Genomic DNA, 22667 nt, shown 5'->3' with positions numbered 1-22667 from the left:
AACCTTAATTGGACTTTCTTAAAAAACCACATGGCTTAGATTTGATCTTAGCCCTGTGGTTTTTGTATTTTTCATCATTTCACGGCATGATTTAAACAACAGGGATAAGGCAGGTTCAGTAGTGCGGATATTGTTAGCAGAAGATGATGCCTCTCAAGCTGAAAGTATTAAAACTTGGCTTGAAATGGATGGTTATAGTGTGGACTGGGTGGAGCGGGGCGATCATGCCATTTTAGCGATTGAACAGCATCAGTATGACTGTGTGCTTTTAGACCGTGGATTGCCACATGCCACAGGTGATGACATTTTGCTGAAAGTCCGTAGCAAGAACCTCTCGACGCCTGTGATTTTTCTCACTGCGCGTGACAGCATTCGAGATCGGGTCGAAGGGCTAGACTTGGGTGCCAACGACTATTTGGTTAAACCCTTTAGTTTGGAGGAATTATCTGCTCGTATTCGCCTACAACTGAGACAGCAACAAAATAGCAGTTCGCATATATTGAGTTATGCCAATATTCAACTCGATCCACAAGCCAAAAGCGTAACTCAAAATGGTCAATCCGTGAATTTGACCGCCAAAGAGTTTCAAATTTTGCATAAATTGATGCTCAAGCCTGAACATGTGGTGACACGTGAGCAGTTAGAAGAAAGCCTATATGCGTGGGGAGATGAAATCGAAAGCAATGCCATCGAGGTTTTTATTTATCAACTGCGGAAAAAACTCGGTAGCCACTGTATTAAAACCATCCGTGGTTTGGGTTATAGAATGAATCAGGACACATAATGGCTCAACCAGTTTCATTACAACGTCAGCTCGTTAAAAGTTCGCTCCTCAGTTCGATACTGGCGGGGCTTTTGGCCTTGCTGATGTTTATCGGAGTGTCGGTTTATCAGACCATGTCTATGCAAGATGAGATCATGGATGAAATGGCCGATATGTTGTTGGCAGATGACTTAACTGTCAGCAATGGTCAGGCCTTAGCTGAACTTAGTGATGAGTTTGATATTCGCTATCGACTCGATAACGCACAACAGCTTTTAACTGCCTCAGAAGATGTGCCAGAAAAAATAACCGTGGATCATTTAAGTTTGGTTTCAGATGCACCTTATGGCTTTTACTGGTCAGAGCAGAAACTTTGGCGTATTTATAGTGCGCAGGATGAGCATGGATTGCAGGTACAAGTCACTCAGTTGATGTCGGATCGTTTTCAAGCCTTTGGGCACACCATCTTGATTTTTAGTGGGGTATTGCTTTTAGTCTGGTGCGTACAATGGCTATTGATGCACTTTGCGATTCGACGTAAGTTTCGGACGATCCACCAAGTTTCAGAGCAAATTTCAAATAAATCGGTAAATGATTTAGCGCCTATTTCTATGCCAGAACCTGAACTGATTGAACTACAACCGATGTTATCTCAGTTGAATGCTCTATTGGCTCGTTTAGATCAGGCCTTAGTGGCAGAGCAACGCTTTACCGCAGATGCCTCGCATGAGCTACGTTCTCCATTGTCTGCGATACAAATGCGGCTTCAGGTACTCAAACGTAAGTTTCCTGAGCTAGAGCAGGAGTTTAAGCCAATTCAGCAAGATGTGAGCCGTGGGGTACAAGTTCTCGATAATTTACTTTTATTGGCACGGTTAGATCCAGAGCAAAGTCAAAGTTTAGCCAAAAGCAAATTTGATTTTAGTCTGTTAATACAAGATGTAGTCAAAGCCTTACAGCCTTTTGCAGAATCAAAACAGATTGAGGTTCAGATGGTACTTGCAAAAGAGGTCTATGTATTTGCCAATGAACAGCTTTTATTCAGTGCACTACGGAATGTACTTGATAATGCGATTCGTTATAGTCCTGAGCAGGCAAAAGTTTTTGTGACGCTGACGATTGAAAGACAGCAGCTTAGACTGAGTATTGAAAATAGCGGATATGGTGTAGATGTGACAGTTATCCAACGTTTGGGTGAACGCTTCTATCGGGCTTTAGGTACAAAAACACAAGGCTCAGGCTTAGGTCTATCCATCTGTCAAAAAATTGTCGATTTACACGCAGGGCAGTTGTTATTTAGCCCATCTGACTTAGGCGGTTTAAGCGTTGAATTGATGCTGGATGTTGTTAAGGTTTAGAGCATGCTTTTTTAGCGATAAAATTAAAATGAATATTTTAAATCAATTAAAAAGCAGTACGCGCTGACATACTGCTTGTTTCCACGATTATTGTTATTGAATTTTTATAATTCTTATTTGGTTAGAATGAGTCGATTATTGCGTGTGAGTCGTAGACGGTACTCTTCTCCTGCGTGCATAATGCGAATTTCACGGCCTAGGGCAAATAAGTTGTTCGAGTGTAGCATTGGTAGTGAATGGGCTGTTTCGTTACGAGTAAATAAGCTAAATGGTGCGTTCATTCTGGCGACTCCGTGGTGTATATTGAACGTTTTAAATGATAATCATTATCGAATGGGGCTGTCAACATTTTATCGCTGAAAATATAAAAAACTTCTATATCGTTACATATGGTCACTTAACACACTACACATCTGAAATGGAATCTGATTATGTCAAAACCTCTGGTTCAAGTTGCTATAGCTATTCTTTTACATCAAGGCAAAGTATTGGTGGGATGGCGTCATGCTGAGCAACATCAAGGTAATAAGCACGAATTTCCAGGCGGGAAAGTTGAGTCAGGTGAAACCACAGAACACGCATGTCGCCGTGAGGTTTTAGAAGAAGTTGGAATTGATATTACAGATTGGCATGCCTTTGACAGTATTCAGTTTGAATATGAGGACGTCATTGTGCATTTACATTTGTTTCATGGCATTGTCTCAGATCATCAGCTTTCAGACATTCGTGTGCCTTGGGCATGGTTTAAACGTGCCGAGTTACAGGATTTAAACTTTCCTAAAGCCAATCAGGCCATTTTAAAGCGACTGTATGCTCCGCAGGTGATTAAGATTTCTGAGCAAATTACGCTGTTGAAGACTTTAGCTGAACAGCAAATGATGTATTGGAGAGTGCCTGTAAGCCCTGAACATCTTTTAAATATAGCGGAACTGAGTGTGGAACAGCTGTCGCGAGTCATTGTGAATGTAAGCTTGTGGAAAGAGCTGAACCCTTTACAGCAGCAAGCAATTGCGGCTATACACTTGAAACAATCTCAACTGATGCAACTTCGTAAAGGCGATTTAAAAGTTGGTCAACGTTATATTGCGGCCTGTCATGACACAGAAAGTGCAGAACATGCGCAGAATATTGGCTGTGATGCCATTTTACTTAGCCCTGTACTTGAAACTTTAAGCCATCCGAATAGTGACACTTTGGGCTGGGAGCAGTTTAGTCTGATTGCTCAAAAGATTCACATCCCAATTTTTGCCCTAGGTGGCTTACAGTTAGCTGATTTAGCCAAAGCACAAAGTTATGGTGCTTATGGTATAGCAGGTCAGCGCTCTATTTAATGGAGCGTACTTTTAAGACAGGCTTTTGATTGCAGTCTGGGCTTGTTGAATGGTTTTTTGGTTTTTCTGCATTTGACCAGCTTTTAAGATAATGCTCCAAAGTTGCTTTTTCATGGCATTACTTTGCGCATAACTCAGGCCTCGACGCGCGAGTGATTCTGCATTTGCAGGTTGTTTTTGTTGATTGGCAATTAGCGCCAAATACAGGAAGGTTTCACTTGACTGTGGGGCGATACGTTGCGCCTGCATAGCAAAACCTTGAGCTTGGTTCCACTGGCCTTGGCGGTAAGCGGTTTGTGTTTTTTGCATCAAGTTTTTGAATGCAGGAAGTTGTCGACCATCATCAAACTGCTGTTTGGTCTTTTGTTCAGGAATCACAATTTTTTGACGTTGAATTTCTTCGCGATCATAAGGGTGAATCGTTACACCTGATGGTGTTTGCTGCTCTTTGTTCGGCTCAGCCTTCTCTGGCATTTTTTTATCAGTTTGCTGTGGGAGGCTTTGGCAGCCTGCCACAGTTATGACGATTGCTAAGATACTTAAACGTTTAAACCACATCAAAATTTAAATCCGTCCTATTTATTCAGGTTGGTAGCTACCGCTTGAAATGACCTGCGTGTCATTTTCTAGGTTGCGTTGCATATTTGATTCACTTTCACGAATATAGTTGTCTATGCTGTCGCCTTGTTCAGGTGTAGCTTGGTTACCATCTGTTTCAGGATTGTAAGTGGGTTCAACTTGATAATGAGGCAAGCCACATGCGGTTGCCTTTCGGGGAATGGTGTTACGAAGTAGTGGAATATACATTGCGCCCTCACAACCTTGGGCTGCAAGATAGCCTGAACCACTGTCAATCCAGTGCCATTGAACATCATCGGGTTGGCGTAAATTGACAGGCTTTTGACGCAGTTGACTCATTACATTTGTCCACACAGGTAAAGCACCTGAAGAACCTGTTAAGCCTGTTTGTTTGTTGTCATCCAGTCCTAACCATACTACAGAAACATAGTTGCCTGAGTAACCTGCAAACCATGAATCACGGGTGTCATTGGTGGTGCCAGATTTTCCTGCAAGCTTGAGCGATGTCGGAAGAGTATTGTACGCAGAGCGTCCCGTGCCCGAAGTCATCACTTGTTGGAGTCCATAGTTCAGGACGTAGGCAGAAGAAGGGTCAATAGTTTGTTGGACGTTTAGACCATAACGGGTCAGTAGGCGACCATTTTGATCGACAACGGTACGAATCGCTTTGGTTGGGTATTTAAAGCCCCCTGTTGCAAAATTACCATAAATGCCAAGTACCTCCATTGGAGACATGTCTACCGCACCCAAGAAAATAGATGGATAGCTTGGGATGTTGCTAGTCACACCGAAACGTTTTAAGTGATTACTAAATGTTGATAAACCAAACTCTTGGCCTAAACGTACGGATGATAAGTTATAAGAATGAGACAAAGCTTGTACCATCGGTACAACCCCATGTTCGCCGCCACTATAGTTTTTTGGTGTCCATGACTGACCATTTGACTGAATGCTGATACTACTGTCTTCAACAGGACTAGCCCAGTTATAGCGACCTGACTGAATTGCACTGAGATAAATTACAGGTTTGAGCAGTGAGCCAACTTGACGTTTGGCATCTAATGCGCGGTTAAACCCAGTAAAATCTTGTGTTGATCCTACTGCTGCGACTAATTCACCATTTTCAGGATGCGCAACCAATACAGCACCTTGCAACTCTTTTAAACGATTTGACCCACGACTCAAACGATTAACTGTTGCTTTAAACGAGTCTTGAATTTTGGTCTGGGCAATCGGATCGAGTGTTGTAAAAATACGTAGACCTTGATTGGTTAAATCACCTTCTTGGTATTCGGTACGCAACTGACGACGTACAATGTCTAAGAAATCTGGGAAGCGTGATGGGCCGAGAGTTGGTTTGGCAATCACATTTAAAGGGCGAGCCGTTTCAGTTTCATACTGTTCTTGAGTCAAATAGCCCATGACCAACATGTTGTGTAAAACGATATCACGACGTTTTTTAGCCGCTTCTGGATTACGCCAAGGGTTATATAAGGTTGGACCTTGTACCAAACCAACCAAATACGCTTGTTGTGCAATATTCAGTTCGCGTAAAGGCATGCCGAAGTAGAACTGTGAAGCCAAGCCATAGCCATTAATTGAATAATTACCATTTTGACCGAGATTTACTTCGTTGAGATACGCTTCTAAAATTTCATCTTTGTTGTAGTGAAGTTCAACCAATAAAGCCATAAATGCTTCATTTACTTTACGCTTAATGGTTTTTTCAGGAGTGAGATAGAAGTTTTTCACCAACTGTTGGGTCAGCGTTGAACCACCCTGACGTTTTCCACCTGTGACATTACTCACAATCGCACGTGCAGTACCACGGATTGAAATACCGTGGTGGCTATAAAAATTACGGTCTTCCGTTGCGATTAAGGCTTCAATTAATGGTTTAGGGACTTTATCGAGTTTAATCAGTACACGGTCTTCGTTATGCTGTGGATAGATCCCACCTATGAGCATCGGCTCTAAGCGTGCAATCCCTGTAGAGGAAGGTTTAGTGGCACTTACTTCAGAGACTTGTTCATCAGCAAAGGTGACTTTAAGTACTTGCTCAGGTTCGACACTATCTCCAAAATCAAAGCCACGTGTATGCACATATAACTCATTGCCAGAACTGACATAATTGCCTGATTTGGTATAGTTTTCAGAGGACTTATAGCCCAAAAGTTTGAGCTCTTGGGTAAAGTCAGCCTGACTAATCGGTGCGTTGGTATACACTTCAAGCGGACGTGCGAATACTTTCGCAGGGATATCCCAACGCTTTCCTTCAAACTTGTCACGAACAACCGAATCTAGTCTTATTAAATAAATACTAAAGACCAAAAAAGCTGCAATGACTAAGATGCAGAAGATCAGTGCAATTATACCGATGCCACGTTCTGACTTCATAAATACTGATAAGATCCTGATAAATTGTGCTAATCATGCGAAGCTTTTCGCTAATTTGCAATAATTAAACTGTGAACAAATTGAAATATAGAGATAAATATTTGTATAGAAGCAGTCACTTTAGTTTTGAATCAATTTAAATAAATAATGCTATGATAGGCGGGAATCTTAGCGGAGCGATGTTGCTGGTGCAAATTTCACATAAAACATTTCGAAACATAGGCTTAATTGGGCGTCCAGATAAGTCTTCAGTCGTCGAAACCTTATGTCTTATTCATGATCATCTTCTCAGTTTAGGGTTACATCCCGTTTTCGATGCGGAAACAGCTGAACTCGTTCCTTATAAAAATACACAAACAGTCAGTCGAGCACTTCTCGGTGAAGTGGTCGATTTGGTGATTGTGGTGGGTGGAGATGGTTCACTTCTTCATGCCGCACGAGCTTTGGTGAAATACAATACCCCTGTAATTGGGGTAAACCGAGGTCGCTTGGGCTTTTTAACGGACATTAAGCCAACAGAAGTGATTTTTAAGCTCGATCAAGTCTTAAAAGGTGAATTTCAACTGGACCGCCGTTTCCTGTTGGAAATGGAAATTCGCTCAAAAGGTGAAACCATTTATGATGCGATTGCCCTAAACGATGTGGTGTTGCACTCAGGTAAATCGGTACATATGATTGACTTTGAGCTCAATATTGATGGCCAATATGTTTATCGTCAACATAGCGATGGTTTGATTGTATCGACTCCAACAGGTTCAACAGCTTATTCGCTGTCTGGTGGTGGACCCATTGTACATCCGAGTATGGATGCGATCGCTTTAGTTCCAATGCATCCCCACACTTTGTCTTCACGCCCAATTGTGGTGGGTGGACACAGTGAAATTAAGATTTTCATTCGTGAAAACCGTGTATTACCGATGGTTAGTGCCGATGGTCAGCACAGCGTATCTTTAAATGTCGGTGACAGTTTACATATTCGTAAACATCCCTTTAAACTGAATTTATTACATCCGCCGGGTTATGACTTTTATATGTCATGCCGAACCAAACTCGGCTGGAATCAAGATTTTGACTCTTTTCAGCAGGATTAAATCATGAATATTGAACAAATGTTAGCTGTGCTCAATCCTGAAATTGTTGAGCGTTTAAGAACAGCGGTTGAAATTGGTAAATGGCCAAATGGGGTTGCGTTAACCAAAGAACAGCGTGAAATTTCGATGCAAGCGGTCTATGCGTGGGAAATGAAACATTTACCTGAGGATGAGCGCAGTGGTTATATCGACCGTGGCACGAAAGAAGACGGTGAAGAGTGTGATGATGATCATCACCATCAGCATGACGATTTCCAGCCTATCAAATTTATTTAAGTTCTTTTAAAGATAAAAAGCTAAGCCCAGTGCTTAGCTTTTTACTTTAACGTTTATGAGTATCGAACGTGCTTAGTGGAGACGGTTTTGCCATAAACGTTTTGCCTGTTGCATCGCTTCTTCATATTGCTCGCAGATTCCCATGGTATATAGTGCAATGCCAATGGTTTCAGTCACTGCCATTTCACCATATTCGTGCTGTTTTTCACCCAGCCAAACTGCTTTAAACTCGGCCAAATCCAGTTCTTCTTCGATTGGGCTGCGGTTGTTGGTGAGCTTTGGTAGTTCATGTTCGTAAAGTTCACCATTTTTAATACCACAGATTAACGTTTTAGCATCAGGGTTACGTTCAAACTCGCCACCTTCGCCTTTAATGACAGCACTATTTTGATAACCCAGTTTAAATGCTGCTTGTTGATGCGAACCACGATAGGCTGGATGGAAAATAGCTTGCAAAGTCGCTTTGGCATTAAACGGATTGATCAAGCGTGCAAGGGTATGAATAGGTGAACGAAGCCCCATCACATTTCGCAGGGAAATTAGCTCACTTAGAATCGGGGAAATGGCATGTAAAGGTAAATAAGCAAAATTATGTGTTGCTAATTCCTGTTCCACATCTGCTTGGTTTTGGCAAATATTAAAATCGAGATACTCTAATACTTGTTCGGTATAAATACGGTTAATGGTATGACCTGATGCACCATGCATCACAACCTTATAACCCGCTTTGGCTAAAGTCAGCGCTGCCAAAAGAAACCATGGATAGTGCTTACGTTTACCCGCATAAGAAGACCAGTCTAAATCGACATCGAGAGCAGTAAATGGTAGTTGATCACGAGTGGCTTGAACAAAACCTGCCAGTTCATCTACAGACTCCTCCTTTACACGGAGTAACATCAGAAATGCGCCAAGCTGCACATCTAAGACTTGGTTTTTCAAAATCATGTCAAAGGCTTGATAGGCCTCTTCATAACTGAGAGAACGTGCACCGTTTTTCCCTTTGCCAATAATGCGAACAAACTGGGCAAAAGGGTGCTCAGTATCTTTATAAATATTTCTTTTGTTGTTCATGAACAAACCAACGTAAGTGACGGCTATGGTGTACTATTTTAGATGAACGATCAAAAAAAATAGCACTTTTAATTTTAAATAATTTTTCATCATTAGACTAAAGTATGAGTCATATTGTTTAGATTTTATACATTATTTTTAAAATGAGTTTACTTTGCTTAAAGAATGTTAGGTAAAATTTACTCAATTGTTGTGACTTGCTAGTTTTTAAGTTTCTCCCATTATAGTAGATGTGAATGAACTGTGAATTTCATCACATAGCTAATGTTTGTACAGCATGATTTTTACCCGGTGTTTGGGCGCGGTCCAAACTGTGGGCTTTTTTGTGTTTATCAGAAAGCCTGCTGCCTATAAGGATATGTAGGTATACCGATTTTTTCAGTTTTTTGATTTACAGAAGTATTAGTTATGACTAAGAAACCAATCTATAAGTCACTATATTTTCAAGTTATTGTCGCGATTATTGCGGGTATCTTGGTAGGGCATTTTTTCCCTAGCGGTACGCAAGTTATCAATGGCGTTGAAGAATATGTACCCGGCTGGGGCGAGCTTTTTTATCCTCTAGGTCAAGGCTTTATTAAACTGATCAAGATGATTATTGCGCCAGTGATTTTCTGTACCGTGGTGAGTGGTATCGCGGGTATGGAAAGCATGAAGTCTGTGGGTAAAACAGGCGGTGTTGCGTTACTTTATTTTGAAATTGTATCGACGATTGCATTATTGATCGGTTTACTGGTCATTAACATCTGGAAACCAGGTGTAGGCATGAATGTTGACCCTTCAACACTAGATACTTCGGGTATCTCGAAATTTGTTGAATCGGGACAGCAGCAAACAACTGTCGACTTCTTTATGCACATCATTCCAAACACTGTGGTTGGCGCATTTGCTGAAGGTGAAATCCTACAAGTATTGCTGTTTGCACTCATGTTTGGTTTTGCATTACATAAGTTGGGTGACGCAGGTAAACCAGTTCTTAAGTTTATTGATCAAATTTCGCATGTGTTCTTTAACATTGTAAACATGATCATGAAGCTTGCTCCAATTGGTGCGTTTGGTGCAATGGCATATACCATTGGTAAATATGGTATTGGCAGCTTGGCGCAACTTGCTCAGTTGATCATCTGCTTCTACATTACCTGTTTGCTTTTCATTTTCTTGGTTCTAGGCACAATTTCACGTCTTTGTGGCTTCAGTATTTTGAAAATGATTCGCATGATTCGCGAAGAATTATTGATTGTACTGGGTACGTCATCTTCAGAATCGGTTTTACCGCGTATGTTGAAAAAGCTTGAAATTGCGGGTTGTGAAAAGTCAGTGGTTGGTTTGGTTATTCCAACAGGTTATTCATTTAACTTAGACGGTACCTCAATCTACTTAACGATGGCAGCGATCTTTATTGCTCAAGCGACCAATACTCAGCTTGATCTGATGCACCAAGTAACTTTATTGGGTGTGTTATTGATTTCATCGAAAGGTGCTGCAGGTGTCACAGGTTCGGGCTTTATTGTAATGGCTGCGACTTTATCAGCTGTTGGTCATATTCCAGTGGCGGGTCTTGCTCTCATTTTAGGTATTGACCGTTTCATGTCTGAAGCACGTGCCTTAACCAACTTGGTGGGTAACTCATTGGCAACGATTGTTGTTGCGAAATGGGTGGGTCAGTTAGACCAAGAAAAACTACATTTTGCACTAGCAAACCCAGATGAAGTAGACCGCCAAATGGCTGTTGAAGAAAATGCTCACGCATAATTTCAGTTCATCTTAAAAAGGAAGCCGAATGGCTTCCTTTTTTTATGCGCATAAAAAAATGGCCTAATGCGGTCATGACAGTTGCATTAAAAATGGCTAGCATGTGAGCTGAATAATAAAACAACATCAACATAAGGAAAAAACATGCTGAATTACGATGCAGACTTAGAGCTATTTCGCGATAATTTTCGTCGCTTTATGAATGAACACATTGCACCGCATTATGAACAATGGGAACGAGAAGGCTTAATGCCGCGTTCGGTATGGAACGCATTGGGTGAAAATGGGTTCTTATGTGTCGATGTTCCAGAGGAATACGGCGGTTATGGCGTTCCAACGCATTATTCGCTGATGTTGGTTGAGGAGTCGGCACGAGCAGGTTTTAGTGCTTTATCGACAGGTATTTCTTGTCACTCCGAAATTGCAGCACCGTATATTTTGCATATTGGAACTGAAGCACAGAAGCAGTACTGGTTACCGCAAATGGTGTCAGGTGAAGTGGTCGGTGCAATAGGGATGACGGAGCCGGGTGCGGGTTCAGACTTACAAGCCATGCGAAGTAATGCGATTTTGCAAGGGGAGCATTATATTTTAAATGGTTCTAAAACCTTTATTTCAAATGGGCAGCATGCTGACCTTGTGGTATTGGCGGTAAAAACTGATCCGCAAGCTCGTGCAAAGGGTGTTTCACTGATGTTGGTCGATACACATTTAGAAGGTTTTAAAAAAGGGACCAATCTCGATAAAATTGGCCTGCATTCGCAAGACACTTCTGAGTTGTTTTATGACAATGTAAAAGTTCCGAAAGATCAATTGTTGGGACAAGCAGGTCAAGGTTTTGCTTATTTGATGCAAGAGCTACCACGTGAGCGTACAGCAATTGCAGCAACCGCTATAGGTGCAATTCGCGGTTCGATTGATGCCACTATTCAATACGTCAAAGAGCGTCAAGCCTTTGGTCAACATATTTCTCAGTTCCAAAATACACGTTTTGTTTTGGCTCAAGCCAAGATTGATGAACAAGCCACAGCAGCTTTTTACAATCAAAACGTGGAGCTTTATATGCAAGGCAAGTTGGATGTAGAAACCGCAGCAGCACTGAAAAGCTTTTCAACGGATATGCAAATGAAGGTGGCAGATAATTTATTACAGCTCTTTGGAGGCTATGGCTATATGAGTGAATATCCAATTTCACGTTTCTTTGTCGATGCGCGTATACAACGCATCTATGGTGGAACCAATGAAATTATGAAAGAAATTGTCGCACGTAGTTTGTTGGGACGTTAATAGTTACTGAGCGAGAAACCGATCGGTTGGCTAAAGAGCTTGCATTGGTTCTTTAGCGACTGAGTACGAGCAGGCTTTCTCTAATAAAAGCAGGTAAGTCGTGCTGCGTTTGTGATGAAATGTACAAGTTATTGTCATTCACTACCCCTGTATTATATAGCACCGCGCCTGCATCTTCTAAGTCCTGATGAAGGTGGTGGATGCACGTCATACGTCGACCTTTTACGACTCCTGCATGCATCAAAACTTTTGGGGCATCGGCACTGCATAAAATGGGCTTTTGCGTGTTTGCAAATTGCCTGACAAATAGGACATAGCGTTCATCTTGACACAGGTTGTCAGGGGAGAAACCGCCTGGGATGAGTAAGGCATCAAAGTCATGCACTGAGGCATCATCTATACTTTGGTCGATGGTCACAAAGGCTTTACGCTTTTTACCATAAATAATTTTGCCGGCCTGACTTTCAAGATTAATAATACTATGCCGAGCTGCCCGAAATGCTTCAACAGGTTCAGCATATTCGGCATCCTCAAAGTCATAGGTGACTAAGACCGCAATTTTCTTGTGCATGACAGTACCTACAGTTCATTATTGTTTTGTTTTATTGAGACTATAGAGCAATCTGTCGTGCTGCATACTCTCTTTGTTATGAATACGTCAACTTAAGTAAAGCATATTTTAAAACAAAGTCTAACGCACTGAAATACAGATAAATGGTGATTTTTACCTAGATGTAGCAAAAATTTTCTAAACCAAGTTTAAGTGTTAAAAACATTAGACTTAGATAAAAATTCAATAATCAGGTGAGGTGTGTTTTTAAGGGTGTTCTGCATAATATGTGCAAGCTCAATACAGATTCCTCAGTGATTTTATTGATGTCGATTATTTAGGCAGTTTATTGATTAACTTGATGATTAAATCAACTGTATGTTTTTAGCACTGAAACATGCAAAGTCTTATTGCGCAAGATTTCAAAGCTAACTATTGTTATACTGTTTGCACAATGTATATGAAGGGCGACATAACAATGATCCAAGACGATCAAAACACAACGACTTCTCTTGACCTCAATCAAATCCGTCAGGATATCGACTCTGTTGATCAGCAGATTCAACAACTTATTAACCGTCGAGCAAAACTGGCGGAAGCTGTTGCAAAAGCAAAATTTGCTTCTGAAGAGAATCCAATGTTTTACCGTCCAGAACGTGAGGCGCAAGTTTTACGTAATGTTATGGAGCGTAATGAAGGTCCTTTGTCTGATGTGACTATGGCGCGTCTGTTCCGCGAAATTATGTCTGCGTGTTTAGCGCTTGAAGCGCCACAAAGTATTGCATTTTTGGGACCTGTCGGCACCTATACACATTCTGCAGTTTTAAAGCATTTTGGTCATGATGCTGTGGTTCGTCCTCTACCTACCATTGATGAAGTTTTCCGTGAAGTGGAAGCGGGCAGTGCACATTATGGTTTGGTGCCTGTCGAGAATTCATCTGAAGGTGTGGTTAACCATACATTAGATTGTTTTAAATCGTCTCACTTAAATGTGATTGGTGAAGTTGAATTGCGTATTCACCATCAGTTCCTTGTGTCTGAAAACACCCGCAAAGATAGTATTAAACAAATTTATGCACATCAGCAAACTTTAGCACAGTGCCGTGCATGGTTAGATGCACACTATCCAAGTGTTGAGCGTGTAGCTTTAAGTTCAAATGCAGAAGCGGCGCGTCGTATTCGTACAGAATGGCATTCGGCTGCGATTGCGTCTGAGGTGGCTGCAACCATTTATGATCTTGAAATTTTGCACAGCAATATTGAAGATAATCCAGAAAATACAACGCGCTTTTTAGTGATTGGCCGTGAAAAAGTGCCACAAAGTGGCAATGATAAAACTTCGCTTTTGATTTCAGCACACGATCGTGCAGGTGCATTGCTTGAAATTTTAGCACCTTTTGCAAAGCATAATATTAGCTTGACCAGCATTGAAACCCGTCCTGCGCTGCCTGAAAAATGGGCTTATGTCTTCTTTATTGATTTAGAAGGGCATGTGGAACAAGACAATGTTAAAGCGGCGATTGAAGAGATTCGTCCACTAGTAAAAGAAGTTCGAGTATTGGGTTCATATCCGATAGCAGTATTGTAATCTCCAAGGTGGTTGGGTTTGTAAAGAACTCAACCCTATAACCACTTGTAAGAATGGAAAGGTCACATGTCGTTTGCTCCAGCCAATGAAGGTATTTCAAAGTTAAAACCATACCAACCTGGTAAACCTATTAGCGAATTAGAGCGTGAATTGGGGATTACCGATATTGTTAAACTTGCCTCAAATGAAAACCCTTTGGGTTGTTCTGACAAAGTAAAAGAAGCAGTTGCTGCTGAATTGGCGCAAATTGGACGATATCCAGATGGTGGCGGTTTTATCTTAAAAGATGAAATCCATACTCAGTTTGGTGTGGCGCATAATTGCATTACCCTTGGTAATGGTTCAAACGATTTGCTTGAAATATTTGCGCGCGCTTTTGTTTCTGATAAAGACTCAGTCGTGTTTAGTCAACATGCATTTGCGGTCTATGCTTTGCTCACTCAAGCCATTAATGCTGAAGCAATAGAAGTGCCTGCTCAAGGTTTTTCGCATGATCTTGAGGCGATGGCAGCGGCCATTAAAAGCAATACCAAATTAGTATTTATTGCAAATCCGAATAACCCAACAGGGACTTGGTTTGAAGAAGCTGAATTTGATCGCTTCATGCAAAAAGTACCGAGCCATGTGATCGTGGTTTTAGATGAAGCCTATGTGGAATATTTCCCAGAGAACTTCAACAGTTTAAAATTTTTAGCCCAGTACCCAAACTTGATTGTCAGCCGTACCATGTCGAAGTGTTTTGGTTTGGCAGCCTTACGTGTTGGCTTTGCTTTAGCATCAGCAGAAGTAACAGATTTCTTAAATCGTATTCGTCAACCGTTTAACGTCAACCATTTAGCTATGGTGGCTGCTGTTGCGGCACTGAAAGATAAAGATTTTATTGAGAAATCACGTGTGGTCAATAAAGCTGGCATGGCGCAATTGGAAGCAGGGTTTAAAGCTTTAGGATTAAGTTTTGTGCCTTCACGCGCTAACTTTATTTTGGTGGACATACAAGCTGACCCAACACAGACTTTTAATGCGTTGTTAAAAGAAGGTGTGATTGTTCGCCCAGTAGGAATTGCGCATCATCTGCGTGTGTCCATTGGTACTGAAGCTGAAAATGCGAAATTTTTAACAGCTTTGGCTAAAGTACTTGGTTTAGAGGCGAACACTTAAATTATGTCTGTGCCACTGTTTGAAAAAGTTGCATTTATTGGACTAGGACTGATTGGTTCAAGTCTTGCACGGGTCATGATTGCTGAGGGTTTAGCAAAGCAAATTGTAGCATCAACACGCTCTGAGAGAACCCTACAGGATGCCAAAGCATTAGGCTTAATCCAACAAGGCTATAGTGACCCTGTAGAGGCAGTTCAAGGTGCGGATTTGGTGGTTTTAGCCTTACCTGTTCGTGCAACCCAAAAAGTACTGGAAACCATTAAACCGTATTTGCAAGAACATACGATTATTACCGATGTAGGCAGTACCAAAGGCAATGTGGTCGAGGCGGCTAAAGCCGTGTATGGCGAGGCATTGCCCGCTGGTTTTGTACCGGGACACCCAATTGCGGGAGCAGAACACACGGGAGTTCATGCGGGTAAGGTCGATTTATTTGCAAATCATAAAGTGATTTTGACACCGTTACCGACCAGTGCTGATTGGGCGGTAGAGAAACTGATCCAACTGTGGCAAGCTGCGAAAGCAGAAGTGATTTGTATGGATGTGGCCAAGCATGATGAAGTCTTGGCGCATACCAGTCATCTTCCGCATTTGATGGCTTTTAACTTAGTCGAACAACTGGCAAACCGTGAAGATAATTTAGATATTTTTCGCTATGCTGCGGGGGGCTTCCGTGATTTTTCTCGAATTGCGGCAAGTGATCCGCAAATGTGGCATGACATCTTCTTTGCCAATAAAAAAGCCATTTTAAATGCCGTAGATGGTTTTGAGAACCAACTGGCAACGATTCGTAAACTCATTGAAGATGAAGATTCACATGCTTTAATGGGCTTGCTTGGACATGCGCAAGCAGCACGCCAGCATTTTAACCATATGCTCGCTCAAAAACCTTTCATGGAGAACAATAAAGTGACGACACAGCAATTCACCATATTACCAGGTAAAAAAAGTTTCCAAGGTAAGTTTAGCGTGCCAGGTGATAAATCTGTGTCACACCGTTCAATCATGTTTGGTGCAATTGCGGAAGGAACGACGCATGTGACAGGTTTCTTGGAAGGGGAAGATGCGTTAGCGACCTTACAAGCGTTCCGTGATATGGGCGTGAGTATTGAAGGTCCTAAAAATGGTGAAGTGACAATTCATGGCGTGGGCGTAAATGGCCTAAAAGCGCCAGCAAGTGCACTTTACATGGGTAACTCAGGTACTTCGATGCGTCTGCTTTCAGGCATGCTCTCTGCACAGAAATTTGACTCTGTAATGACGGGTGATGCATCACTGTCGAAGCGTCCAATGGAACGTATTGCTAAACCGTTACGTGAAATGGGTGCTCAGATTCAAACCACAGGTGAACGTGGCACACCCCCTGTTTCTATTACTGGAAGTCAAGCTTTACAAGGCATTCACTATGATTTGCCGATGGCATCTGCGCAGGTAAAATCTGGGATTTTATTGGCAGGTTTATGGGCGGCAGGTGAAACATCGGTCACAGAACCAGAACCTACACGTGATCATACTGAACGTATGTTGCGTGCATTTGGTTATGATGTGAAAACAGAAGGCAACCGCATTTCACTGCAAGGTGGTGGTAAGCTCGTTGCTACAGAGATTCAAGTGCCATCAGATATTTCATCGGCTGCTTTCTTTATGGTGGGTGCGGCGATTACCGAAGGTTCAGATATCACTTTAGAGGCGGTAGGCATTAACCCAACCCGTACAGGTGTGATCGAAATTTTGAAGCAAATGGGTGCAGACATTACGGTTGAGAATGAACGTATTGCGGGCGGTGAGCCGATTGCAGACATTCGTATTCAAGGTACACGTACACTCAAAGGCATCCATATGCCTGAAGATCAAGTGCCACTGGCAATTGATGAATTTCCTGCATTGTTTATTGCGGCTGCCTGTGCAGAAGGGCAAACCGTACTAACGGGTGCTGCTGAACTCAGAGTGAAAGAGTCAGACCGTATTCAAGTGATGGCAGATGGCTTAAAAACGATGGGCATTGATTGTACACCGACTGACGATGGCATCATCATTGAAGGTAAAGGTCGATCAGGTGAATGGAGCGCGATTTTCACTGGTGGTGAAATTGCATCACATCACGACCACCGTATTGCAATGAGCTTCTCAATGGCAGGCTTACGGACTTCTGGTGAAATTAAAATTGTAGGTACTGAAACGGTTGCAACCAGTTTCCCTACCTTTACGCAATTGAGCAATCAAGCCGGTTTAGCGATTCAAGTCACTGAATAAGACCAAAGCTTAACGACTTTGTTGAATTACAGCCAAGCTTTTGCTTGGCTGTTTTGTTTTTACCCTTTATGCTTAAACCCATATAACAAAAAAGCCTTTAGGATGATTAATGAGAAAATTACAATTTACGGCACAGCATGGACAACCGCATAGCCTAAATGACAATGCTGTAGTACAAAAGCAGGTGCAACAGTTATTGGTTCAAAAATTGGGGCAATTTGGCTTTGAAACGTTGCCACAAAGTGGTGATCAGGTGGCTGTGAGTGTGGATAACCATACTTTGCCGTTGTCTATTACTTGCCAAGGTCATGACAACGAAGGAAACTTGGTATGTGAAATTGCTTCTTATCCTGATGAAGAGCAGGACTGGGTAGACCGTATTGCGGAGCGTAGCTTATTGAATCAACTTGCTCAAGCAGTTGAAAATACATTAAAAACAGATAAAAGTTTTACTGAGTTTGAGTGGAAAAATAGTTAGCCGAATGGGGAAAAATGCTGAATATTTTATCATTCAGCATTTTCTAGGACAGAACAAGTTTAATATTTTAATGGGTCAATGCGTCTATTGCATGATGTGCTATAAGACCTACTCCACACGTAACCAAGTCTGGCTACGTCCCACAGCTGAAACCCCTAAATACCCACGTAAAAAAAGCTTTTTGCCGTTTGGGCTAATTTTTCCTTTCAGGCTATACAGTTTGCCTGAAACGGGATCAATAATTTTGCCATGCGTATAATTAATATTATTGTCAGTTTTTAAACCCGTAATCACTTGCATGCCAATAATCGGTTTATCTGTGTACGGTGCTGGACAGTTGGTGCAAAATTCTTTTGCTGTATAACCTGGGCGAGGAGTTGCTTTCAGTGCAGTTCCAGCATAAGTCCCATTGGCTTGCTTTTCAATTTTAACCAGACCTTTGGGTTCGCCTGTCTTATCGTCGATATAGCGCCAAGTTCCTGTAATATCCTGAGCCCAGATGGATGTAGTTGTTACAGCAACTAAAATAGCCCCAATAATTGTTTTCATAAGATCCTTGAATATTTTAAAAATTATTTAAATCTGTAGCTCTCTTGAGCCAAGGCATTGATTGTATAATTAATTATTTGAAAAAGGTTATGCAGAATATACCAAGTTAAAAAAGATATAGTTGCATAATGTGCCATGATACGGTTTGAAACTTCACGGATATTTAAATGTGGGGGGGGCATGTCGGTTTTGAAGCGATCTAATATGGAGTTCAAAAGAGATCATCAAAAAAATATAGAAGATGAAATAAGTGATTAAAAACGCGCTGTTCAGATCAAGACAATAAAATAAAGTGATACCTAAATGTGTAATCAAAGAAAAGTGCGAAGTGAAATGCTGGAAAACTCAAGAAAGAAATGTTCTAAAGAAGATCATCATTTCTCTCTTGAACTCCTTTAAGCATTAAATCCACAGAAAACGTGTAATCGCGATACGTAACTGCTTTAAATAACCTGTAAAGAAATGGTTTGCGCCCGGTAATACAGTCACTAAATGGCGCTGTGGTTTAGCCCACTGGATCATATCGGAGAGCAATGTGACATCATCGGCTTCACCATGAATAAACAAGATGTCACCCTTAATGTGTGGGGTAACATAGTGACGTACACCCGCTACAGTTGCTGTTGGTAAGCCACATAAAATAGTTTGTACAGGATGAACATCTACTGGAAGCATAGAGTAGCTTTTTGCCATGACATGTGCACCAAAGCTAAAACCACCTGCATAAAAAGGTAAGTCTGCGTGTTGGCTACGTGCGTAGTGTATAACTTCTAAGGTGTCTATCGTTTCGCCGTGACCTTCGTCGTGCTCACCAGCACTTTGACCAGAACCACGGAAACTTGGGCGATACACAACGCAACCGCGTTCTAAAAACATTTGTGCAAGTAAAGCAGGCACCTTGTGTTGAGGCGTACCACCTTGCAGGGGATGGGGGTGAGTTACTACCGCGAATCCTTTCACTTCACCCTGTGGATAGTCTACAAAAACTTCAATTTGCCCAACTGGACCTTGAATGAACATCTGCTCAGACATAGAAAATAGATACATATAACAGGAGAATCGGCTAGTTTAACCGTTTATGCTTATTAAAAACACAGATTGGCAATAAAATAAGTCTACTGTTATAGTCTGTTTAATTGTTTTTTAATCAGGTTGTCTATGCTCGCCCTTGTTTCTCCCGCTAAAACTCTAGATTACCAAACTGCTTTACCTACCGATCAGTACACACAACCCAGATTGCTACAACATTCCCAAGAATTGATCGAAGTTAGTCGCAAGTTGTCGGCAAGTGAAATTGCAAACTTAATGAGCGTGAGTGAGAAAATTGCCACTTTAAATGTAGCGCGCTTTCGTGATTGGCAGTCAGAATTTAGCTTTGCGAATGCACGACAAGCCATGTTTGCTTTTAAAGGTGATGTTTATACAGGTTTAGATGCTTATCATTTATCTGCAGATGACATTCAATATGCGCAGCAGCATTTAAGAATGTTATCGGGTCTGTATGGTTTGTTACGTCCATTGGATTTGATGATGCCTTATCGTTTAGAAATGGGCACTAAACTTACGAACCCTCGCGGACACAATTTGTATGAGTTTTGGGGCAATCACATTACTGATTTAATCAACCAAGATTTAGAACAAGCTGGTTCTCAAATTTTGCTGAATATTGCTTCTGATGAATACTATAGATCTGTGAAAGAAAGCAAAATCCAAGCAGAAGTTATTAAACCTGTGTTTTTAGATCAGAAAAATGGCAAATATAAAGTCATTAGTTTCTATGCCAAAAAAGCACGTGGTTTGATGGCTCGCTATATGATTGAAAATCAGATTGATCAAATCGAAGGCTTAAAATCCTTTAATACTGATGGCTATTATTTCGATGCAGATAGCTCGCTAAAAGGCGAGTTGGTCTTTAAACGAGATGAACAGGCAGCATAACGAAAGGGCATTGCAATGGTGCGGTATATAAAACAGTTTCAGGACTATTGGACACATACCGCAAGCCAGTTGGATTTAACTGTGAGTAGTTGTGAAGAACTTTATGGAGCACTGTATAGCGCCTATAGTGAATCACAACGGCATTATCATACGGTGCAGCATATTGTTGAGTGTTTAGAGCATTTTCATGACATTAAAACCCACCTAACAGATGCCTTATCCGTTGAGTTGGCGATTTGGTTTCATGATGTTATTTACAATCCGCAAGCAAATGACAATGAACAGCAAAGTGCTGAGTACATGAAGCAGGTGCTTGAAAGTGTGCTGGTTGCTGAACAAATGGAAAAGATTTATGCATGGATTTTGGCAACCCAAGCACATGCACTGACAGCTAACTTGGATTTAGCTTATCTACTGGATATTGATCTGGTAATTTTAGCCAGCAATCCTATTCGTTTTGCTGAATATGAAGGCCAAATTCAGCAAGAATATGCTTGGGTTGAGCCTTCACTTTATGCACAGAAACGTCAGCAGGTGTTAAGGCACTTTTTAGAAATGCAGCCTCTGTATCAAACACCACTTTTCCAAAAGCGCTATGAGCATCAGGCTAAGCAGAACTTAGCCCAAATTTTAAGTGTTTAGAGCCCTTTAAACGCTTCGATGGCACGCACACGGCTGGATTTTAAATCTACGATTGGTTTGGGATAGTCTAGTTCCATATTCGGCTGCCGAGCATAAGGTTCATGAATGCTTTTGGCATCTAAATGTGCAAGCTCTGGTAACCACTGTCGAATATAGTCACCATGACTATCAAATTTCTGCGATTGGCTTACAGGATTAAAGACTCGGAAGTAAGGCACAGCATCGGTGCCTGTGGAGGCACACCACTGCCATCCACCATTATTGGCAGCCAAGTCACCATCTGCCAAATGTTGCATAAACCACTGTTCGCCCAGTCGCCAATCAATCAACAAGTTTTTCGTTAAGAACATTGCGACAATCATCCGCACTCGATTATGCATCCAGCCTGTCGCAAGGAGTTGTCGCATACCTGCATCCACAATTGGAATACCAGTACGACCTTGTTGCCATGCTTTTAAATCCTCGGGTGCATCTCGCCAAACAATTCGTTGTGTGTTGGCTTTAAATGGCAGATGTTTAGAGACATGCGGAAAATCAAATAGAATATGTTGATAAAACTCCCGCCAAAGTAATTCATCTAACCACGTTTGCTGGCCTGTATTATCAATCATAAATTGACCATGTTGAGCACGAAACAGGGCATTGAGACACTGGCGGATAGATAGGATTCCAATATTTAAATAGGTTGAAAGTTGGCTCGTACTATTCAGAAAGGGGAAGTCCCTTTCTTTCTGATAGTCACTAACTTTATGCTCAATAAAATCATCGAGCACCGAAAGTGCATAGGCTTCCGTTTCAGGCCAATAGGCTTTAATTTGATTTAATTCATTCGTATTTGCATCAATCAGTGATTCAATGTGAGGAATGCTTGTATTTAAATCGGTAGGAAGCTGTATGTGCTGCTGTGCAGAAGGGAGTGGGTAGCACTGAGGTAAGCCAATATTTAAACGTTCATAACAGGTTTTCTTAAAAGCGCCAAAGACTTGATAGGGTTTACCTGATTGGTTACGAATACTGTTTAAAGGAAATATCGTCCGATCTTGAAATAGAGTAAATGTAATGGCATGTTGATCGAGACACTTTTGTATTTCAGCATCACGTTTCAGCTCATTTACGCCCACTTCGAAATTTGCAAAGATCTGTTGTACTTGAAGTACATGACATAAGGATGAAAGTTGAACAGGGATATCACGCCACAGAGGAATGTTTAAAATAACCAGTGGAATATTGAGCTTAGCCAGATTTTGTTTCAAATCTTCCAATTGTCGGACATATAAATCTATTTTTACAGGAGCATCATGGTGTAATAGCCATTGTTCAGGAGATAAGATGACTAAAGCAAGCATAGCCCCGTCTTGGCTTGCATGCCAAAGTGCAGCATTATCATGTATGCGAAGGTCTTGTCGAAACCAAATTATGTTCATCAAAAGTTAATCAACTGTAATTTTTTGAAATATAAAATATTACAAAATTGAGCACTTTGATCATATTTTCTTGGCATGTCTTTCACTTAATCTTATGTTATTGAAATAATTAAATCAGAAAAAACTATAAAGTGTGAATATGCTTTTTATCAGATAAGTGTGTTGACCCTCATGTAATTTGT

21 protein-coding genes are annotated in these 22667 nt (G+C 41.3%); 13 read left to right on the top strand and 8 right to left on the bottom strand.

All coding sequences use genetic code 11. The features are described from left to right. Nucleotides 1-121 precede the first annotated feature (121 nt). Entirely contained in the window at nt 122-784 is a 663-nt protein-coding gene (locus tag B9T36_RS01885) for a response regulator transcription factor (protein ID WP_086207891.1), read from the top strand. Next, complete coding sequence (locus tag B9T36_RS01880) at nt 784-2121, top strand: sensor histidine kinase (RefSeq protein WP_086207890.1); 1338 nt, start codon at nt 784-786, stop codon at nt 2119-2121. Before B9T36_RS01885 ends, B9T36_RS01880 begins: the two co-directional genes overlap by 1 nt. A gap of 113 nt (nt 2122-2234) precedes the next feature. Here B9T36_RS01880 and hemP read toward each other — a convergent pair whose 3' ends face one another. After that, nucleotides 2235-2402: a hemin uptake protein HemP gene (gene hemP, locus B9T36_RS01875; RefSeq protein ID WP_004696105.1), complete on the bottom strand. Its 168-nt coding sequence runs from the start codon at nt 2400-2402 to the stop codon at nt 2235-2237. Nucleotides 2403-2552: 150 nt separating this feature from the next. Here hemP and B9T36_RS01870 point away from each other — a divergent pair, with 150 nt between their 5' ends. Next, on the top strand, nt 2553-3452 hold the full coding sequence (locus B9T36_RS01870; RefSeq protein ID WP_086207889.1) for an NUDIX domain-containing protein: 900 nt from the start codon (nt 2553-2555) through the stop codon (nt 3450-3452). Between the two features lie 12 nt (nt 3453-3464). On the opposite strand, the gene B9T36_RS01865 is transcribed toward B9T36_RS01870, so the two are convergent. Both B9T36_RS01865 and mrcB read right to left on the bottom strand, forming a co-directional pair. Continuing rightward, on the bottom strand, nt 3465-4010 hold the full coding sequence (locus B9T36_RS01865) for a hypothetical protein (protein WP_086207888.1): 546 nt from the start codon (nt 4008-4010) through the stop codon (nt 3465-3467). A gap of 21 nt (nt 4011-4031) precedes the next feature. Further along, nucleotides 4032-6428, bottom strand: a complete 2397-nt coding sequence (gene mrcB, locus B9T36_RS01860; RefSeq protein WP_086207887.1) for a penicillin-binding protein 1B — start codon at nt 6426-6428, stop codon at nt 4032-4034. Nucleotides 6429-6580: 152 nt separating this feature from the next. On the opposite strand from mrcB, the gene B9T36_RS01855 reads away from it, so the two are divergent. Together B9T36_RS01855 and B9T36_RS01850 are read left to right on the top strand one after the other, a co-directional pair. Beyond that, on the top strand, nt 6581-7519 hold the full coding sequence (locus B9T36_RS01855; RefSeq protein ID WP_171264389.1) for an NAD(+) kinase: 939 nt from the start codon (nt 6581-6583) through the stop codon (nt 7517-7519). 3 nt (nt 7520-7522) lie between these two features. Beyond that, the gene (locus B9T36_RS01850; protein ID WP_086207885.1) at nt 7523-7795 is read left to right on the top strand and encodes a YeaC family protein; all 273 of its coding nucleotides are present in this window, start codon (nt 7523-7525) and stop codon (nt 7793-7795) included. Nucleotides 7796-7867: 72 nt separating this feature from the next. Here B9T36_RS01850 and B9T36_RS01845 read toward each other — a convergent pair whose 3' ends face one another. After that, nucleotides 7868-8866 (bottom strand): glycosyl transferase family protein, encoded by a 999-nt coding sequence (locus B9T36_RS01845; RefSeq protein WP_086207884.1) that lies wholly within the window; start codon nt 8864-8866, stop codon nt 7868-7870. 408 nt (nt 8867-9274) lie between these two features. Between B9T36_RS01845 and B9T36_RS01840 the strand changes: the two genes are divergently transcribed. After that, nucleotides 9275-10618, top strand: coding sequence for a dicarboxylate/amino acid:cation symporter (locus tag B9T36_RS01840; protein ID WP_086207883.1), 1344 nt, complete (start codon nt 9275-9277; stop codon nt 10616-10618). 144 nt (nt 10619-10762) lie between these two features. Beyond that, nucleotides 10763-11905 carry an acyl-CoA dehydrogenase family protein gene (locus B9T36_RS01835; RefSeq protein WP_086207882.1) on the top strand — a complete coding sequence of 381 codons (1143 nt, stop codon included), beginning with the start codon at nt 10763-10765 and terminating at the stop codon, nt 11903-11905. A 52-nt stretch (nt 11906-11957) separates the two neighbouring features. Here B9T36_RS01835 and B9T36_RS01830 read toward each other — a convergent pair whose 3' ends face one another. Next, nucleotides 11958-12476, bottom strand: a complete 519-nt coding sequence (locus B9T36_RS01830; RefSeq protein ID WP_086207881.1) for a DJ-1/PfpI family protein — start codon at nt 12474-12476, stop codon at nt 11958-11960. 457 nt (nt 12477-12933) lie between these two features. On the opposite strand from B9T36_RS01830, the gene pheA reads away from it, so the two are divergent. The 4 genes from pheA (at nt 12934) to B9T36_RS01810 (ending at nt 17932) form a co-directional block, all read left to right on the top strand. Continuing rightward, nucleotides 12934-14043: a prephenate dehydratase gene (gene pheA / locus B9T36_RS01825; protein ID WP_086207880.1), complete on the top strand. Its 1110-nt coding sequence runs from the start codon at nt 12934-12936 to the stop codon at nt 14041-14043. A 66-nt stretch (nt 14044-14109) separates the two neighbouring features. Then, nucleotides 14110-15201: a histidinol-phosphate transaminase gene (hisC, locus tag B9T36_RS01820; protein ID WP_086207879.1), complete on the top strand. Its 1092-nt coding sequence runs from the start codon at nt 14110-14112 to the stop codon at nt 15199-15201. Nucleotides 15202-15204: 3 nt separating this feature from the next. After that, a complete protein-coding gene (locus B9T36_RS01815) occupies nt 15205-17454 on the top strand; it encodes a bifunctional prephenate dehydrogenase/3-phosphoshikimate 1-carboxyvinyltransferase (protein WP_086207878.1) in 2250 nt (749 codons plus the stop codon). A 109-nt stretch (nt 17455-17563) separates the two neighbouring features. Further along, nucleotides 17564-17932 carry a hypothetical protein gene (locus B9T36_RS01810; RefSeq protein ID WP_086207877.1) on the top strand — a complete coding sequence of 123 codons (369 nt, stop codon included), beginning with the start codon at nt 17564-17566 and terminating at the stop codon, nt 17930-17932. A gap of 108 nt (nt 17933-18040) precedes the next feature. On the opposite strand, the gene B9T36_RS01805 is transcribed toward B9T36_RS01810, so the two are convergent. Both B9T36_RS01805 and B9T36_RS01800 read right to left on the bottom strand, forming a co-directional pair. Next, nucleotides 18041-18481 carry a DUF2147 domain-containing protein gene (locus B9T36_RS01805; protein ID WP_086207876.1) on the bottom strand — a complete coding sequence of 147 codons (441 nt, stop codon included), beginning with the start codon at nt 18479-18481 and terminating at the stop codon, nt 18041-18043. A gap of 402 nt (nt 18482-18883) precedes the next feature. Beyond that, complete coding sequence (locus B9T36_RS01800; RefSeq protein WP_086207875.1) at nt 18884-19513, bottom strand: alpha/beta hydrolase; 630 nt, start codon at nt 19511-19513, stop codon at nt 18884-18886. A gap of 126 nt (nt 19514-19639) precedes the next feature. Between B9T36_RS01800 and yaaA the strand changes: the two genes are divergently transcribed. Both yaaA and B9T36_RS01790 read left to right on the top strand, forming a co-directional pair. After that, nucleotides 19640-20419, top strand: coding sequence for a peroxide stress protein YaaA (gene yaaA / locus B9T36_RS01795; RefSeq protein WP_086207874.1), 780 nt, complete (start codon nt 19640-19642; stop codon nt 20417-20419). 15 nt (nt 20420-20434) lie between these two features. Continuing rightward, on the top strand, nt 20435-21061 hold the full coding sequence (locus B9T36_RS01790; RefSeq protein ID WP_086207873.1) for a metal-dependent hydrolase: 627 nt from the start codon (nt 20435-20437) through the stop codon (nt 21059-21061). On the opposite strand, the gene B9T36_RS01785 is transcribed toward B9T36_RS01790, so the two are convergent. Beyond that, the gene (locus tag B9T36_RS01785) at nt 21058-22485 is read right to left on the bottom strand and encodes a cryptochrome/photolyase family protein (protein WP_086207872.1); all 1428 of its coding nucleotides are present in this window, start codon (nt 22483-22485) and stop codon (nt 21058-21060) included. The genes B9T36_RS01790 and B9T36_RS01785 overlap by 4 nt on opposite strands. Nucleotides 22486-22667 lie beyond the last annotated feature (182 nt).

This window comes from Acinetobacter sp. ANC 4204 (assembly GCF_002135205.1).
Taxonomy (GTDB): Bacteria; Pseudomonadota; Gammaproteobacteria; order Pseudomonadales; family Moraxellaceae; genus Acinetobacter.
Note: the sequence above shows the minus strand (reverse complement) of the source record. Positions and strands in the feature narration are given on the sequence as shown.